Source organism: Streptomyces corynorhini (genome assembly GCF_003346515.1).
Taxonomy (GTDB): Bacteria; Actinomycetota; Actinomycetes; order Streptomycetales; family Streptomycetaceae; genus Streptomyces; species Streptomyces corynorhini.
Map to the genome: position 1 here is coordinate 1 of NZ_QQNA01000160.1, position 13,397 is coordinate 13,397.

13 protein-coding genes are annotated in these 13,397 nt (G+C 72.7%); 11 read left to right on the forward strand and 2 right to left on the reverse strand.

Features of this window, described 5'->3' with window-relative positions; translation table 11 throughout:
• Positions 1–50: 50 nt before the first annotated feature.
• The gene (locus DVH02_RS20290) at positions 51–1,598 is read right to left on the reverse strand and encodes a DEAD/DEAH box helicase (protein ID WP_114625256.1); all 1,548 of its coding nucleotides are present in this window, start codon (positions 1,596–1,598) and stop codon (positions 51–53) included.
• 191 nt (positions 1,599–1,789) lie between these two features.
• Positions 1,790–1,993 carry a cold-shock protein gene (locus tag DVH02_RS20295; RefSeq protein ID WP_014061102.1) on the reverse strand — a complete coding sequence of 68 codons (204 nt, stop codon included), beginning with the start codon at positions 1,991–1,993 and terminating at the stop codon, positions 1,790–1,792.
• A gap of 361 nt (positions 1,994–2,354) precedes the next feature.
• On the opposite strand from DVH02_RS20295, the gene DVH02_RS20300 reads away from it, so the two are divergent.
• The 11 genes from DVH02_RS20300 to DVH02_RS20350 all read left to right on the forward strand — a co-directional run bounded on the left by DVH02_RS20300 (position 2,355) and on the right by DVH02_RS20350 (position 13,234).
• A complete protein-coding gene (locus tag DVH02_RS20300; RefSeq protein WP_114625257.1) occupies positions 2,355–3,005 on the forward strand; it encodes a DUF6629 family protein in 651 nt (216 codons plus the stop codon).
• Between the two features lie 98 nt (positions 3,006–3,103).
• Positions 3,104–3,487 carry a hypothetical protein gene (locus tag DVH02_RS20305; RefSeq protein WP_233518346.1) on the forward strand — a complete coding sequence of 128 codons (384 nt, stop codon included), beginning with the start codon at positions 3,104–3,106 and terminating at the stop codon, positions 3,485–3,487.
• A 216-nt stretch (positions 3,488–3,703) separates the two neighbouring features.
• A complete protein-coding gene (locus tag DVH02_RS20310) occupies positions 3,704–4,372 on the forward strand; it encodes a LamG domain-containing protein (protein WP_114625258.1) in 669 nt (222 codons plus the stop codon).
• A 90-nt stretch (positions 4,373–4,462) separates the two neighbouring features.
• The gene (locus DVH02_RS20315) at positions 4,463–6,319 is read left to right on the forward strand and encodes a glycoside hydrolase family 15 protein (protein WP_114625259.1); all 1,857 of its coding nucleotides are present in this window, start codon (positions 4,463–4,465) and stop codon (positions 6,317–6,319) included.
• A 180-nt stretch (positions 6,320–6,499) separates the two neighbouring features.
• Positions 6,500–7,222, forward strand: coding sequence for a VOC family protein (locus DVH02_RS20320; RefSeq protein ID WP_114625260.1), 723 nt, complete (start codon positions 6,500–6,502; stop codon positions 7,220–7,222).
• A gap of 344 nt (positions 7,223–7,566) precedes the next feature.
• Positions 7,567–9,276, forward strand: a complete 1,710-nt coding sequence (locus DVH02_RS35635; protein ID WP_199566354.1) for an ATP-binding protein — start codon at positions 7,567–7,569, stop codon at positions 9,274–9,276.
• 7 nt (positions 9,277–9,283) lie between these two features.
• Entirely contained in the window at positions 9,284–9,694 is a 411-nt protein-coding gene (locus tag DVH02_RS20330; protein ID WP_114625264.1) for a roadblock/LC7 domain-containing protein, read from the forward strand.
• Complete coding sequence (locus DVH02_RS20335) at positions 9,691–10,056, forward strand: DUF742 domain-containing protein (RefSeq protein ID WP_114625261.1); 366 nt, start codon at positions 9,691–9,693, stop codon at positions 10,054–10,056. The genes DVH02_RS20330 and DVH02_RS20335 overlap by 4 nt, the downstream gene beginning before the upstream one ends.
• Positions 10,034–10,639, forward strand: a complete 606-nt coding sequence (locus DVH02_RS20340) for a GTP-binding protein (protein WP_114625262.1) — start codon at positions 10,034–10,036, stop codon at positions 10,637–10,639. Before DVH02_RS20335 ends, DVH02_RS20340 begins: the two co-directional genes overlap by 23 nt.
• Positions 10,639–11,940, forward strand: coding sequence for a cytochrome P450 (locus tag DVH02_RS20345; protein ID WP_199566355.1), 1,302 nt, complete (start codon positions 10,639–10,641; stop codon positions 11,938–11,940). Before DVH02_RS20340 ends, DVH02_RS20345 begins: the two co-directional genes overlap by 1 nt.
• A 34-nt stretch (positions 11,941–11,974) precedes the next feature.
• Positions 11,975–13,234, forward strand: coding sequence for a cytochrome P450 family protein (locus DVH02_RS20350; protein WP_114625263.1), 1,260 nt, complete (start codon positions 11,975–11,977; stop codon positions 13,232–13,234).
• The last annotated feature ends 163 nt before the right edge of the window (positions 13,235–13,397 follow it).

The following is a 13,397-nucleotide window of genomic DNA, read 5'->3' on the forward strand; positions in this document are numbered from 1 at the left end:
TCGGTACCGGGGCTTCGTACGTCACTGGCCGCGTCCTGGGCGCTGTCTTCCTAGGCGGCGCCGCCGCGCGAGGTCTGGCGCGGTGCGGCGCCGGTGCGGGGCTTGCCGGACGCGCCGGAGGAGCGGCGGGCCTGGGACGAGCGGCCCCGGCCGCGCGCCGGGGAGCCGCCGCGCCTGGGGCGCTCGGCGACGGGCGCGGAGATGGTGACGGGGACGCCCGAGGGGGCCTGGGCGCCGGTGATCCGGCTCAGCTCCGCCTCGCCGGAGCGGACCTGGGTGGTCTGCGGGGTGATGCCCGCGTCGGCCATCAGCCGGGTCATCTCGCGGCGCTGGTTGGGCAGCACCAGGGTGACCACGCTGCCCGACTCGCCGGCGCGCGCGGTGCGCCCGCCGCGGTGCAGGTAGTCCTTGTGGTCGCTGGGCGGGTCGACGTTGACGACGAGGTCGAGGTTGTCGATGTGGATGCCGCGCGCGGCGACGTTGGTGGCGACCAGCGCCGTGACATGGCCCGTCTTGAACTGGGCGAGGGTACGGGTGCGCTGCGGCTGGGACTTGCCGCCGTGCAGCGCCGCGGCGCGCACTCCGCTGTTGAGCAGGTGCTCGGTGAGCCGGTCCACCGCGTGCTTGGTGTCCAGGAACATGATCACCCGGCCGTCGCGGGCCGCGATCTCGGTGGTCGTGGCGTACTTGTCGGTGCCGTGCACGTGCAGGACGTGGTGTTCCATCGTGGTGACCGCGCCCGCCGACGGGTCGACCGAGTGGACGACCGGGTCGTGCAGGTAGCGGCGCACCAGCAGGTCGACGTTGCGGTCCAGCGTGGCCGAGAACAGCATCCGCTGTCCCTCGGTGCGCACCTGGTCGAGCAGCGCGGTGACCTGGGGCATGAACCCCATGTCGGCCATCTGGTCGGCCTCGTCCAGCACGGTGATCGCGACCCGGTCCAGCCGGCAGTCGCCGCGCTCGATGAGGTCCTTGAGCCGTCCTGGCGTGGCCACGACGATCTCGGCGCCGCCGCGCAGCGCGCCGGCCTGCCGGCCGATCGACATGCCGCCGACGACGGTGGCCAGGCGCAGCTTGAGCGACCGGGCGTACGGGGTGAGCGCGTCGGTGACCTGCTGGGCCAGCTCGCGGGTGGGTACGAGGACCAGGGCGAGCGGCTGGCGCGGCTCGGCCCGCTGTCCCGCGGTGCGCGCGAGCATCGCGAGCCCGAAGGCGAGGGTCTTGCCGGAGCCGGTGCGGCCCCGGCCGAGTACGTCACGGCCCGCGAGGGAGTTCGGCAGGGTGGCCGCCTGGATCGGGAACGGGTCGGTGACCCCCAGGCCGGTGAGCGTCGACAGCAGTTCGGCGGGCATGTCCAGCTCGGCGAAGGACGTGACCGGGGGCAGTCCCGGGGTGAGGGTGACGGGGAGGGCGAACTCGCCCTTCTGGGCGGCGGGCCTGCGGCCGTAACCGCCGGAGCGGCCGGGGGCTCCCGAGCGGCTCGGGGCGCCGGAGCGCCCTGAGGTCCCCGATCCGAAGCGGCTGCCTCGCCCCGCACCGGCCGGAGCGCCGCCGCGGCCCCGGGAATAACGGTCGTTCGTGCGTGTTGCGCGGTTCATTCAGAACCTTTCTCGATGGGCACGTATCGAGAATTCCCGGCAGTAGGCCGCACAAAGAATCGCAAGAACGAGCCGATGAAATACTGAGGACCCGTAATCCGCCTCGTCGCGTCGGGCCGGTCGTGCGATAAAGCAACGAGCTGGGGCCCGCATCGAGGTGCGGGCCCCAGCTGTGTCGTGCGCTACGAGCGTCAGGCGGGAACGATGTTCTCCGCCTGCGGGCCCTTCTGGCCCTGCGTGACGTCGAAGTTCACCTTCTGGCCCTCCTGGAGCTCGCGGAAGCCCTGGGCGGCGATGTTGGAGTAGTGGGCGAAGACGTCAGCGCCGCCGCCGTCCTGCTCGATGAAGCCGAAACCCTTTTCCGCGTTGAACCACTTGACGGTGCCACTGGCCATGATGATCTCCTTCGGGGCAATGCCCGCAGGCCCGCACTGTGCGGACCTCACGTCGCCGCGATGATTACCCCGTCCGGAAAAATATCCGGAAATACAAAAGCGCACCTACCGGCACAGAAAGCCAGTAAGAGCACTTGAAGTCTTTGGGAACCACAACTGCAACTGAGATCAACAGTAGCACGGTATGAGCCGCGAGGTGGGGGGAGCTTTATCACCGAGGCCGCCGCACCACCAAATATTCACCGCGTATTGGGCCCAATTCTGTGCCCGTCGCCGCGAAAATTCAGGCTGTGGGCGGGGTGCGGGCCGCACCGTGGTGTCGCCGGGACGGAGGGCCCCGCGGCGCGTACCGTCGTGGCCCATGTGCTGGAGCGCGACGGCCGATCTCGTGGCGGGAACGGGTATCACTGCGGTCGGGGTGGCCTGCGTGGTGTGCACGCGCACCGCCCGCGACCTGCCCCTCGCCGCGCTGCCGCTGCTCCTCGGCGCCCATCAGCTCGTCGAGTCCGCCGTCTGGCGGGCCGGTGGCGGCTCGGGCGCCGCGACGCTCGTGTGGGCCGTCGTCGCGCTTCCCCTGCTGGCCCTCTGGGTGCCGTTCGCCGTGCTGCTCGCGGCACCGGCCGGGGCCAGGCGGCGGCTGCTGGTACCGGCCGTCGCCGGGGTCGCCGCGGCGGCGTTCCTCTCGTACTGGCTCGCCCGGGGGACGGTGACCGCCGAGATCCGGGGCCATACCGTCGGCTACGTCATCGATCTGCCGTACGGGCCGCCGGTCGTCGTGGCCTATCTCGTCGCCACGGTCGGCTCGCTGCTTCTCGGCGGTGACCGGACGGTACGGCTGCTGGGGGTGGTGGTCGCCGCCGGGGCCGCGCTGTGCGCCGCGCTGTGGCGGCTGGAGTACGTCTCGACCTGGTGCGCGCTGGCCGCCGTGGCCTCGGTGCTCCTGCTGCGCCGGGCGGCCCGGCGGCCGGGGCCCGAGCCGGGGCCGCCGGCCGATCACGGCGCGGCGGGGTGAACACGGCGGAGGCGGGGCCCGTATCACTCGGTGCGCCCCGTACCCGTGACGCGCGGCGCGGCCCGCCCGAGTTCCGCCGAGACTCAGAGGATCAACCCATGAATGACCGCAACAACGCCCCCCTGCACGCGCTGCCCGACGGCGAGGCCGAACTCCGGCTGGTCGTGCGGCTGGCGTGGGAGGACGTGGCCGCGCTGGGGCAGGAGGCCAGCCGGCTCGCCGCCCAGGTGAAGCGCCCCGTCAGCCTCGACGAGGCGGCGAGCCACCGGCTGCGGCTGCGGGTGGCGGGCCACGCCAAGCCCGTACAGGACTGGCCGGTCGCGGCGGCGGCACCCACGGTGTCGTCCATCACCGGCCGCACGCCCGGTGAGCACGCCCGGCAGGCGATCGAGAAGATCAACGCGTCGGACACCCCGCAGGCCCCCGCGGCCGCCCCGGTCCAGGCACAGAACGCCCAGGCGTCCTCCCAGACGTCCGCCTGACACCACGGGCGCCGCGCACCCCGCCCGTGGAGGCGGCGCCCGTGGGGAGCGGTGTCCGTGGGGAGGGGCGTCCGTGGGAAGCGGTGTCCGAACTGAAGGTCGTCCGGGGTCCGTGGCGCGTTGCCCCACGGACCCCGACCCCGCTTCCCTAGCCTGTCGGCACCGGCGGCCCCGTCCGCCCCGACAGGGCCCCGCCCGGGGCAGAGGAGCGCGCCCATGGATCAGCCGCGCGAGACGGCGCGCTTCACCGCCGATTTCGCCTCCACCGAGCAGTGGGCCGCCGGCCGGTCCTGGGCGTATCCGGACGGCGGGCCGACCAATCCGGGCGACGACAAGCTGGACCATCTCGTACCCGACGCGCGGTACAGCCGTACGGGCACCTTCCGCGCCGCGCGCCGCCCCGACGGCGACTGGGACACCGGGCTGCTCACCACCGAGGGCAGCCCCGGGGGGTTCACCGTACGCACCGGGGACGTGCTGGAGACGCGGGTGCGGCTGCCCACCGCGCTCGGCGCGTGGCCCGCGATCTGGACCTGGCGGGACGGCGGGAACGAGATCGACGTCTTCGAGTACCACCCCGACCAGCCGCGTCTGCTGGAGCTGTCCAATCACGTACGGGGCGCCTCGCGCTCCTACGGCCATCCGTCGATCGGGCCCGGCGCCTGGGTGGACCTGAAGGTCGAATTCCGCTCGCGGACCGTCATCTGGTGGGTCAACGGCGCGCTCGCCTTCGCCGACGGGCGGGGCGTGGGGCCCGGCTGGTACGCCTCTTTGATCGTGAACCTGTCGGTCTGCGCGGGCCGCTACCACCCGGCGCCCGATCCCGCCGAGACCACCATGTCGTACGAGGTCGCCTCCCTGCGGGTCCTGCGCGGGCGCACCTGACCGCGCGGCACCCCCGGCACCCCGCGGCACCCCGCGGCACCCCGTGGCACCGACATGCGGGGTGCCGGTCCCTGCGCGAGACTCGGCACGATGAGCGACGACGAGCCCAGCGGGCGGGACGAGGAGTATCTGCCGATCGCCGAGCACGGCCTGATCGGCGATCTGCGCACCGCCGCGCTGGTGGGCACGGACGGCCGTGTCGACTGGTTCTGCGCGCCCCGGTTCGACTCCCCCAGCGTCTTCGGGTCCCTGCTCGACGCGCGGCGCGGGGGCTACTGGGAGATCGCGCCCGTGTGCCAGGTGGCCACCCGCAACCAGTTCTACTTCCCCGACACCAACATCCTGATCACCCGCATGCTGACCGCCGACGGCATCGTGGAGATCCAGGACTTCATGCCCGTCCTGCGCGACCGCGATCCGCACCACCGCCAGCGCCTGGTGCGGCGGGTGGTCAATGTCCGGGGCCGGATGCGACTGGCCGCGCGGATCGCGCCCCGGCTCAACTACGGGCGCGACCCGCACCGGCTGGAGCCGATGCCGGACGGCGTACGGTTCGTCGGCGCGTCCCTCACCCTGTGGCTGCGCTCCTCCATCGCGCTGGAGGTCGACGGCTCCGACGCCCGCGCGGAGTTCGATCTGGGCGGCGGCGAGTCGGTCCTCTTCGACCTGGAGGCGGACACGGGCGCGGGCACCCCGGACGCCTGCGCGGTGAATCCGGCGGCGGCCGAGCAGCTGTTCGAGGCGACCGTGGCGTTCTGGCGGCGCTGGCTGCGGCAGTCCACGTACACCGGGCGCTGGCGCGAGATGGTCCACCGGTCCGCGCTCACCCTCAAACTGCTGACGCACGAGCCCTCGGGAGCCGTCGTCGCCGCGCCGACGTTGGGGCTGCCGGAGCAGGTGGGCGGCGCGCGCAACTGGGACTACCGGTACGTGTGGATCCGGGACGCGGCCTTCTCGCTGTACGCGCTGCTGCGGCTGGGCTTCACCCAGGAGGCGCAGGCGTTCATGGACTGGCTGACCGGGCGGCTGCGCGAGGCGACCGACGGTGTCGAGGGGCCGTTGCGCGTCGTGTACTCCATCGACGGCCACGCGGACCTGCCGGAAGAGGTGCTGGAGCACTGGGAGGGCTACCGGGGTTCGTCCCCGGTGCGCACCGGCAACGGCGCCAGCGGGCAGCGGCAGCTGGACATCTACGGCGAACTGATCGACTCCGTCTATCTGTTCGACAAGTACGGCGTGGGCATCTCGCACGAGAGCTGGACCGACCTGTGTGCCGTCCTGGACTGGCTGATGGAGCACTGGGACAGCGCCGACGAGTCCATCTGGGAGACCAGGGCCGGGCAGCAGCACCACACGTACTCGCGGCTGATGTGCTGGGTCGCGGTCGAGCGGATGATCAGGATGGCGCGGCGGCGCGGGCTGCCCGGCGATCTGGGCCGCTGGACGACGGTCCGGGACCGCATCTACCACCAGATCATGGCGCGCGGCTGGGACCCCCGCGCGCGGACCTTCGTCCAGCGGCTGTCCGCCGACCCCGACCGGCCGCCCGAGGACATCCTGGACGCGTCGCTGCTGCTGATGCCCATGGTCAAGTTCGTCTCGCCGGCCGATCCCCGGTTCCGGTCCACGGTCGACGCCATCGCCGGGCGGCTCGTCGCGGACAGCCTGGTCTTCCGCTACGACCCGGAGCAGGCACCGGACGGGCTGGACGGTACGGAGGGCACGTTCTCGATCTGCTCGTTCTGGTGGGTGGAGGCGCTGGCCCGTACCGGCGAGGTGGAGCAGGCACGGCTCGCCCTGGAGAAGATGTTCACCTACGCCAATCACGTGGGGCTCTACGCGGAGCAGATCGGGCTGACCGGTGAGCACCTGGGCAATTTTCCCCAGGCGTTCACCCATCTCGCGCTGATCAGCTCGGCGATCAATCTGGACCGCGCGATGGGGTGAGCGGAGCGCCTCAGGGCCCCCACGGCGGGTGCGCCGACGTGCGCGGTGGCATCCGGGGGTGAAGCATGGCTCGCGGGACCGCCCGCAGGACGCGTCCCCCCACCGGTGAGAACGGAGCGGACGAGAGCGATGGCGGCGTCACCTCATGCCGTAGACGGAGCCCCGTGCTGGGTGAGTCTCATGGCCCGGGACCTGGGGGCCTCGCAGTCCTTCTACACGGCCGTGCTCGGCTGGACCTACCGGCCCACGTCGCTGGGCGAGGACTTCTCCGTCGCGCTGTCGGGCCGCTCGCCTGTCGCGGGCATCGGGGCCCTCGCGCCGAGTCTCCAGGCCGCTGTCGCCTGGACGCCGTACTTCGCCGTCGCCGACGCGGACGCGACGGCCGCGCGCATCCGGGAGCGCGGTGCCACCGTCGCCGTGGGGCCGCTGGCCATGAGTACGGGCCGCGCGACGCTCGCGGCGGACCCGGACGGCGCGGTGTTCGGCTTCTGGGAGGGCCGGACGATCCCCGGCTGGTCCGTGGGACGGGGTGTCGGGCCCGCCCGGCTGGAGCTGCGCACCAGGGACGCGTTCGGCGCGGCCATCTTCTACGGCGAGGTCCTCGGCTGGGGTTCCGGCGGGCCGGACAGCTGCGAAGTGCGCTACGAGGACGACCAGGTGCTGGTGAGCGACGGTACGCACGTGGTCGCCGCGGTGCGCGGCGGCGCGGTGGAGAGCGCGCCCGATCCGCAGGTCAGGCCGCGCTGGCATGTGTACTTCCACGTTGCGGACGTGAATGCTTCGGCCGGCGCCGCGGCGGCGGCCGGGGGCGCCGTGATGGCCCCGCCCTCCGCCTCGGGCCGGGGTCACGAGGCCACGGTCCGCGACCCGGACGGCGGCCTGTTCACCGTCACCACTCCCTGACTCCACCAACTCTCCCCATCCGGCTCGCCGGTGCCCCGCGCCCGCGACCCGAATACGGGACGGAATCGGGGCGGCACCGAACGTCACGACGGCACAACCCGGCCATCCTGGCCGGTATCTGGCTTCAGGACGGCCTGGGCGGAGATACGATCCCCCAACAACGTCCGGTGAAGAGGTAGTTCATCCATGATCAAGTCGTGTGACCGCAGTGGCACCGCAGGCGCCCACCGCCTGCCGTCCCCGTATCCGGCGGTCATACGGACGACGCGCCGCCTCCACTCCCCGTGACCGCTGCCGGGCGAGTTCAGCCCGACCGCGTTTTTCAGCCAACTCGAAGGTTCTCCATGGCACGCTCCCCCGCGCCCTCTTCTCCCGCCCGCAGGTCACAGCCCGCGTGGCTGCTGATCCTCGTCCTCGCGCTGGCGGCCTTCGCCATACCGGTGGCCGACATCGCACATGTGAACGGTCCGGGCGCGGCCGTCGGCTACGGTGCGCTCGGGCTCGCGCTGCTGCTCGCGCTGGACCGGCTGCGCGGGCGGCACCGGCGCGCCGAGGCCGAGGCGGCCGAGCTGCGCGGCCGGCTGGCGGAGCTGGAGGCGGCGGCCGTCGGGCGCGAGAGCGGCTGGCGCTCCCATGTCGAGCAGCGGCTCTCGCGCCAGGCCGACCAGGTGCGCGAGGAGGTCGAACACCTCGTGAAGGAGCGGCTGCCCGCCGCCCTCGCGGGGGCGGAGATCCCGGCCGCGCCGCACGCCGCCGACGGCGCCGGGCCCGCGCTCACGGAGTGGTTCGACCGGCTGCTGACCGAGGTCGCCGAGACGGTCGAGCACCGCGAGGAGTCCCAGCGGCTGGCGATGGTGGAGCTGGCGAGCCGGGTCCAGACCTCGGCGCACCGGATCCAGGCCGCCGTGACCGGGCTCGCCGACCGCTACCCCGGCGACTTCGATCTGCTGGAGACCACCATGCAGATCGACCACGCGGCGACCCAGCAGGCCCGGCACGCGCAGAGCCTCAAGGTGCTCTGCGGCGAATGGCCCGGACAGCAGTGGCAGCGGCCACTGGCGATGGTGGACGTGGTACGGGCGGCCTCGGGCCGGATCGTGGCGTACAAGCGCGTCGAGGTCACCGGCGACCCGGATGTCGGGGTCGCGCCGTCCATCGTCGAGCCGCTGATCCATCTGCTGGCCGAACTGCTCGCCAACGCGACGGAGTACTCGCCGCCGCGCACGGGCGTGCCGGTGACGGTGCGTACGGTCCAGCGCGGCGCGGTCATCGAGGTGGACGACGGCGGTCTCGGCATGGACGAGTACCGGCTGGCCGAGGCGCGCGAGATCGCCTCCGGGAACCGGCTCCTCGGGGTCGGCGAGGTCGGCGAGATCCCGCAGACGGGGTTCGCCGTGGTGGGGCGGTTCGCCGACCGGCACGGCTTCCAGGTGGACCTGGGCCCCTCGCCGTACGGCGGCGTGCGCGCGGTGGTGCTGGTGCCCGCGGCGGTGCTGGAGACGCTCGCACCCGCCGGCAGCGCGGTGCGGCCGCCTCCGGTGCCTCCGCTGCCGCAGGTGTCCCGGGTGCCTCGGCCCACGGCCGCACCGGACGGCACGGACGAGGCGGATGAAGCGGACGGGACGGACGGCACGGGCGAGGCGGGCGGGACGGACAAGGCGAACGGTGCGGGCACCGCGGCGCCCGCCGCACCGCCGTCGTCGGCCGCGCCCGCGCTACCGCCCGCCTCCGCCGTGCCGCCCGCCGCCGCCTCCGCCGTGCCGCCCGCGCCGGACGCGTCCGCCGCATCGCCCGTTGCCGAAACGGTCCTGCCCGAGCCGCCCCGTGAGCGGACCGCGCGCAGACTGCCCCAGCGCCGGTCCCGGCGCGACGCGTACGCACCCGCGGTCGAGGCGGCGCCCAGCGCCGTCACCCCGCCGGGCACACCGGAGCAGGCCGGTGACTGGATGGAGCAGTTCTTCGAGGGCGGCAGGTCCGACCAGCCGCCCGGCTCCCTCCCGCGGGAGGGCCGGCAGGGCCCTTCCTCCCCCACCACAGAACACCGGAAGGACTGACGTGAGCATGAGCTACGTGGAGAACCCCGAGCAGCGCGGCTGGATGATCGCCGAGGTCGCCGCCGTACCCGGGGTCAAAGAGGCCATCGTCTTCAGCGCGGACGGGCTGCTGCTGGCCAGTTCCGAGGGGATGGACCGGGACTCGGCCGACCGGCTGTCCGCGAACTGTTCCGGGCTCCAGTCCCTCGCCCGCAGCCTGGGCAAGGAGTTCGGCGAGGACGGCGGCGCCGTGCACCAGCAGATGGTGGAGTTCAACGGCGGATTCCTGTTCATGCGCAGCGCCAACGGCGCGCATCTCGCGGTGGTGACCGGTCCCGTGGTGGATCCGAAGCAGGTCGCCCGGCAGATGCAGGCGCAGGTCATGAAGATCGGCGCCGGGAATCTGAGCAGCCCGCCGCGGCAGGAGGCCGCTCGGTGAGTGGCCCGGAGGGCGACTACGCGGCCGGCGCGTTACGCCCGTACGTGATCACGAAGGGGCGCTCCAGGCCCACGCGCAACACGGTCGGCGTCGAGACCCTGCTCGTCGCCGCCGATCCCCCGCGCGAGCTGCCGGTCTCGGCCACCCGGGAGGAACGCGCCCTGGTACGGATGTGCGAGCGGCTGCTCTCCCTGGTGGAGGCGGCCGCCCATCTGGAGCTGCCGGTCAGCCTGGTGAAGGTGCTGGCGTCCGATCTCGTCGACAGTGGCCACCTGTCCGCCCGCTCCGGTGTTCCCCAGGCCGTTCTGCCCGAACCGCAACTGCTCCAGGAGGTACTCGATGGTCTCCGTCGGCTCCGCTGACCGCTATCTGCCCGACACGGTCCAGCAGGCCGTCAAGATCCTCGTCGTGGGCGCCTTCGGCGTCGGCAAGACCACGCTGGTGGGGTCCGTCAGCGAGATCGAACCGCTGCGGACCGAGGAGGTGATGACCGAGGCGAGTGTCGGTGTGGACGACGCGGCCGGGCTGGACACGAAGAGGACCACCACCGTCGCCATGGACTTCGGCCGGATCACGCTCAACTCCCGTCTGGTGCTCTATCTGTTCGGCGCCCCGGGGCAGCGGCGGTTCTGGGAGCTGTGGGACGGGCTCGCCGAGGGCGCTCTCGGTGTCCTGGTGATCGTGGACACCCGCAGGCTGGAGGACAGCTTCGACGTGCTGGAACAACTGGAGCTGCGCGGACTGCCGTTCGCGGTGGCGGTCAACCAGTTCCCCGACAGCGAGGAGTACACCGCCGAGGAGCTGCGTGGCGCGCTCGACCTGCTGCCGCGGACGCCGGTGGTGATGTGTGACGCGCGGGAGCGCGGCCCTTCGGTGGACGCGCTGATCAGTCTCGTCGAGTACGTGTCCTCCGACGACGCGGTACGGGTCAAGGAGAGCGCCTGATGACCGTGCCCGCCTCCCCGTCCCCCGCCGCGGCAGGACCGCCGCCCGGATGCCCCGCGTACCCGGGCGGTACGGCGGGGCTCCTGCCGCTCTCCTCGGCGACCGGCTCGTCCGATCCCCGGGGCGTCTACCGGCGGCTGCGCGAGCAGTGGGGCAATGTCGCCAGGGTCGAGCTGGAGCCCGGGGTGCCCGCCTGGCTGGTGATGGGCTACCGGGAGCTGCTGACGATCACCCGTCAGGAGCAGACCTACTCGCGTGACGCCCGCAACTGGCGCGATCTCGACGACGGTGCGGTGTCGCCGCGTTCGGGGCTGCTGCCGATGATGGCGTGGCGTGCCAACGTCATCGGCGCGGACGGCCCCGAGCACCGCCGGCTGCGCCGGCCGCTGGACGAGGGGGTCGCGCGCATCGACCAGCGCAGGACCCGCAGGCAGGTCGAGGCGGTGTGCGCGGAGCTGATCGCCGGGTTCTCCCGGCGCGGCCGGGCCGATCTGGTGAACGAGTACGCGACGATCGTGCCGATGCTCTCCATCGCGTCGCTGTTCGGGCTCGACAGCGCGGAGGGCCAGGAGCTGCTGCGCGCGCTCATCGCGCTGTTCGGCAGCGCGGACGACTCGCAGGCCGGCAACCGGCACTTCGAGGAGATCCTCGTCGACACACTGCGCGAGCGGCAGCGCCGTCCCACCGACGATCTGACGACGGCCTTCCTGCGCCACGCCGATCTGGTCAACGAGGCGGAGCGGCTCCAGTCGATGGTGGTGATGATCTCGGCGGGGAACGAGACCGTCACGGCGTGGATCGCGCACACGCTGCGGCTGATGCTCACCGATCCGCGCTTCGCCGCCCGGCTGCACGGCGGCAGGCTCGGTGTGGACGACGCCCTCGACGAGGCGCTGTGGCGCGATCCGCCGATGAACAACATGCCGGCCAGGTACGCGCTGCGCGACACGGAGCTGGGCGGCCGGGCGATCCGGCGCGGTGATGTGCTGATCCTGGGGATCGCCGCCGCCAACGACGATCCGGCGATCCGTCCCGACGAGAGCACGGGCGGGGTCGGTGACTCCGGCAACCGCGCCCATCTGGCCTTCTCGGCCGGTCCCCATGTCTGTCCCGCGCAGGTGCCCGCGCGGCTGATCACCCGTACGGCGGTGAACACCGCGCTGCATCTGCTGCCCGACATGCGGCTGTCGATCCCGGCCGAGGACGTGACCTGGCGTCCTTCGCCGTGGACCAGGGTCCCGGTCGCCCTGCCCGTGGAGTTCTCCGCGGTCGGGGCCGGGACCGACGGCCGTGTCCAGTGAAATCCTCCATCCGCCCCGTCCTCCGGAGACGCAGATGACCTCGCACCAGGCTCCCTCGGCCGACCACCACATACCCGTCGTCACACTCGATCCGCACGGCTCCGACCACCACGGCGAGGCGGCCCGGCTGCGGGCGGCCGGGCCGGTGGTGCGGGTGCGGCTGCCCGGGGACGTCATGGCCTGGTCGGTGACGGACCACGCCCTGCTGGGCGAGTTGGTGGCCGATCCGCGCTTCAGCAAGGACTGGCGCAACTGGAACGCGATCCTGCGCGGTGAGATCACGGACGGCTGGCCGCTGATCGGCATGGTGAAGGTCACCAACATGGTGACCGCCGACGGCTCCGAGCACCGGCGGCTGCGCAAGCTGGTGACGCAGACCTTCACCCCCCGGCGGGTCGAGGAGCTGCGGCCGCGGATCGAGGCGATCGTGACGGAGCTGCTGGACGCGCTCCCCTCGTACGCAGGCCCGGACGGCAGTGTCGATCTGCGGCAGCACTTCGCGCATCCGGTGCCGATGCGGGTGATCTGCGAGTTGTTCGGGGTGCCCGGTCACGAACGGCCGCGGCTCAAGGAGCTGATGGACAACATCTTCCGTTCCGATCTGCCGCCCGAGGAGGTGACCGCCAGTCAGACGGAGCAGTACCAGCTGCTGGCGCGGGTGGTCGAGGCGCGTCGTCGGGAGCCGGGCGCCGATCTGACCAGCGCGCTCATCACCGCCCGGGACGCCGACCCCGACTCGCTGAGCGAGGAGGAGCTGGTGGGCACCTTGTTGGTGATGCTCTCGGCCGGGCAGGAGACCACGCTCAGCCTGATCACCAACGCGGTGCGTGCCCTGCTCACCCACCCCGAGCAGCGGGACCTCGCGGAGAGGGGCGACGAGCGGGTCTGGGCCGATGTGGTGGAGGAGACCCTGCGCTGGGACGCCCCGATCGGGAACTTCCCCTTCCGGTATCCGCTGGAGGAGGTGGAGATCGCCGGAGTGCGCATCCCGAGGGGGGAGGCGATCATGGCCCCGTACACCGCGGTGGGGCGCGACACCGCGCAGCACGGCGCGGACGCGGACCGGTTCGACCTCACCCGGGAGCGGCGCAAACACCTGGCGTTCGGGCACGGCGCGCACTTCTGCCTCGGCGCGCCGCTGGCGCGGCTGGAGGCGACGGTGGCGCTGCCCGCCGTGTTCGCGCGCTATCCGGGGCTGGCGCTCGCCGTGGATCCGGACACGCTGATACCGGTGCCGTCGCTGTTCTCTAACAGCACGGCGACGCTCCCGGTGCGGCTGGGCCCCGGAAGCTGACGGCCGTCGGCTGACAGCCGTCGACGTCGGCTGTCGGCTGTCGGCTGTCGGCTGTCGGCTGTCGGCTGTCGGCTGTCGGCTGTCGGCTGTCGGCTGTCGGCTGTCGGCTGTCGGCTGTCGGCTGTCGGCTGTCGGCTGTCGGCTGTCGGCTCAGAGTCGGCCC

What these genes read in the sequence shown, in the direction of transcription:
- DVH02_RS20290 (WP_114625256.1), bottom strand. Translation starts at nt 1,598, where the DNA reads ATGAACCGCGCAACACGCACGAACGACCGTTATTCCCGGGGCCGCGGC.
- DVH02_RS20295 (WP_014061102.1), bottom strand. Translation starts at nt 1,993, where the DNA reads ATGGCCAGTGGCACCGTCAAGTGGTTCAACGCGGAAAAGGGTTTCGGC.
- DVH02_RS20300 (WP_114625257.1), top strand. Translation starts at nt 2,355, where the DNA reads ATGTGCTGGAGCGCGACGGCCGATCTCGTGGCGGGAACGGGTATCACT.
- DVH02_RS20305 (WP_233518346.1), top strand. Translation starts at nt 3,104, where the DNA reads ATGAATGACCGCAACAACGCCCCCCTGCACGCGCTGCCCGACGGCGAG.
- DVH02_RS20310 (WP_114625258.1), top strand. Translation starts at nt 3,704, where the DNA reads ATGGATCAGCCGCGCGAGACGGCGCGCTTCACCGCCGATTTCGCCTCC.
- DVH02_RS20315 (WP_114625259.1), top strand. Translation starts at nt 4,463, where the DNA reads ATGAGCGACGACGAGCCCAGCGGGCGGGACGAGGAGTATCTGCCGATC.
- DVH02_RS20320 (WP_114625260.1), top strand. Translation starts at nt 6,500, where the DNA reads ATGGCCCGGGACCTGGGGGCCTCGCAGTCCTTCTACACGGCCGTGCTC.
- DVH02_RS35635 (WP_199566354.1), top strand. Translation starts at nt 7,567, where the DNA reads ATGGCACGCTCCCCCGCGCCCTCTTCTCCCGCCCGCAGGTCACAGCCC.
- DVH02_RS20330 (WP_114625264.1), top strand. Translation starts at nt 9,284, where the DNA reads ATGAGCTACGTGGAGAACCCCGAGCAGCGCGGCTGGATGATCGCCGAG.
- DVH02_RS20340 (WP_114625262.1), top strand. Translation starts at nt 10,034, where the DNA reads ATGGTCTCCGTCGGCTCCGCTGACCGCTATCTGCCCGACACGGTCCAG.
- DVH02_RS20345 (WP_199566355.1), top strand. Translation starts at nt 10,639, where the DNA reads ATGACCGTGCCCGCCTCCCCGTCCCCCGCCGCGGCAGGACCGCCGCCC.
- DVH02_RS20350 (WP_114625263.1), top strand. Translation starts at nt 11,975, where the DNA reads ATGACCTCGCACCAGGCTCCCTCGGCCGACCACCACATACCCGTCGTC.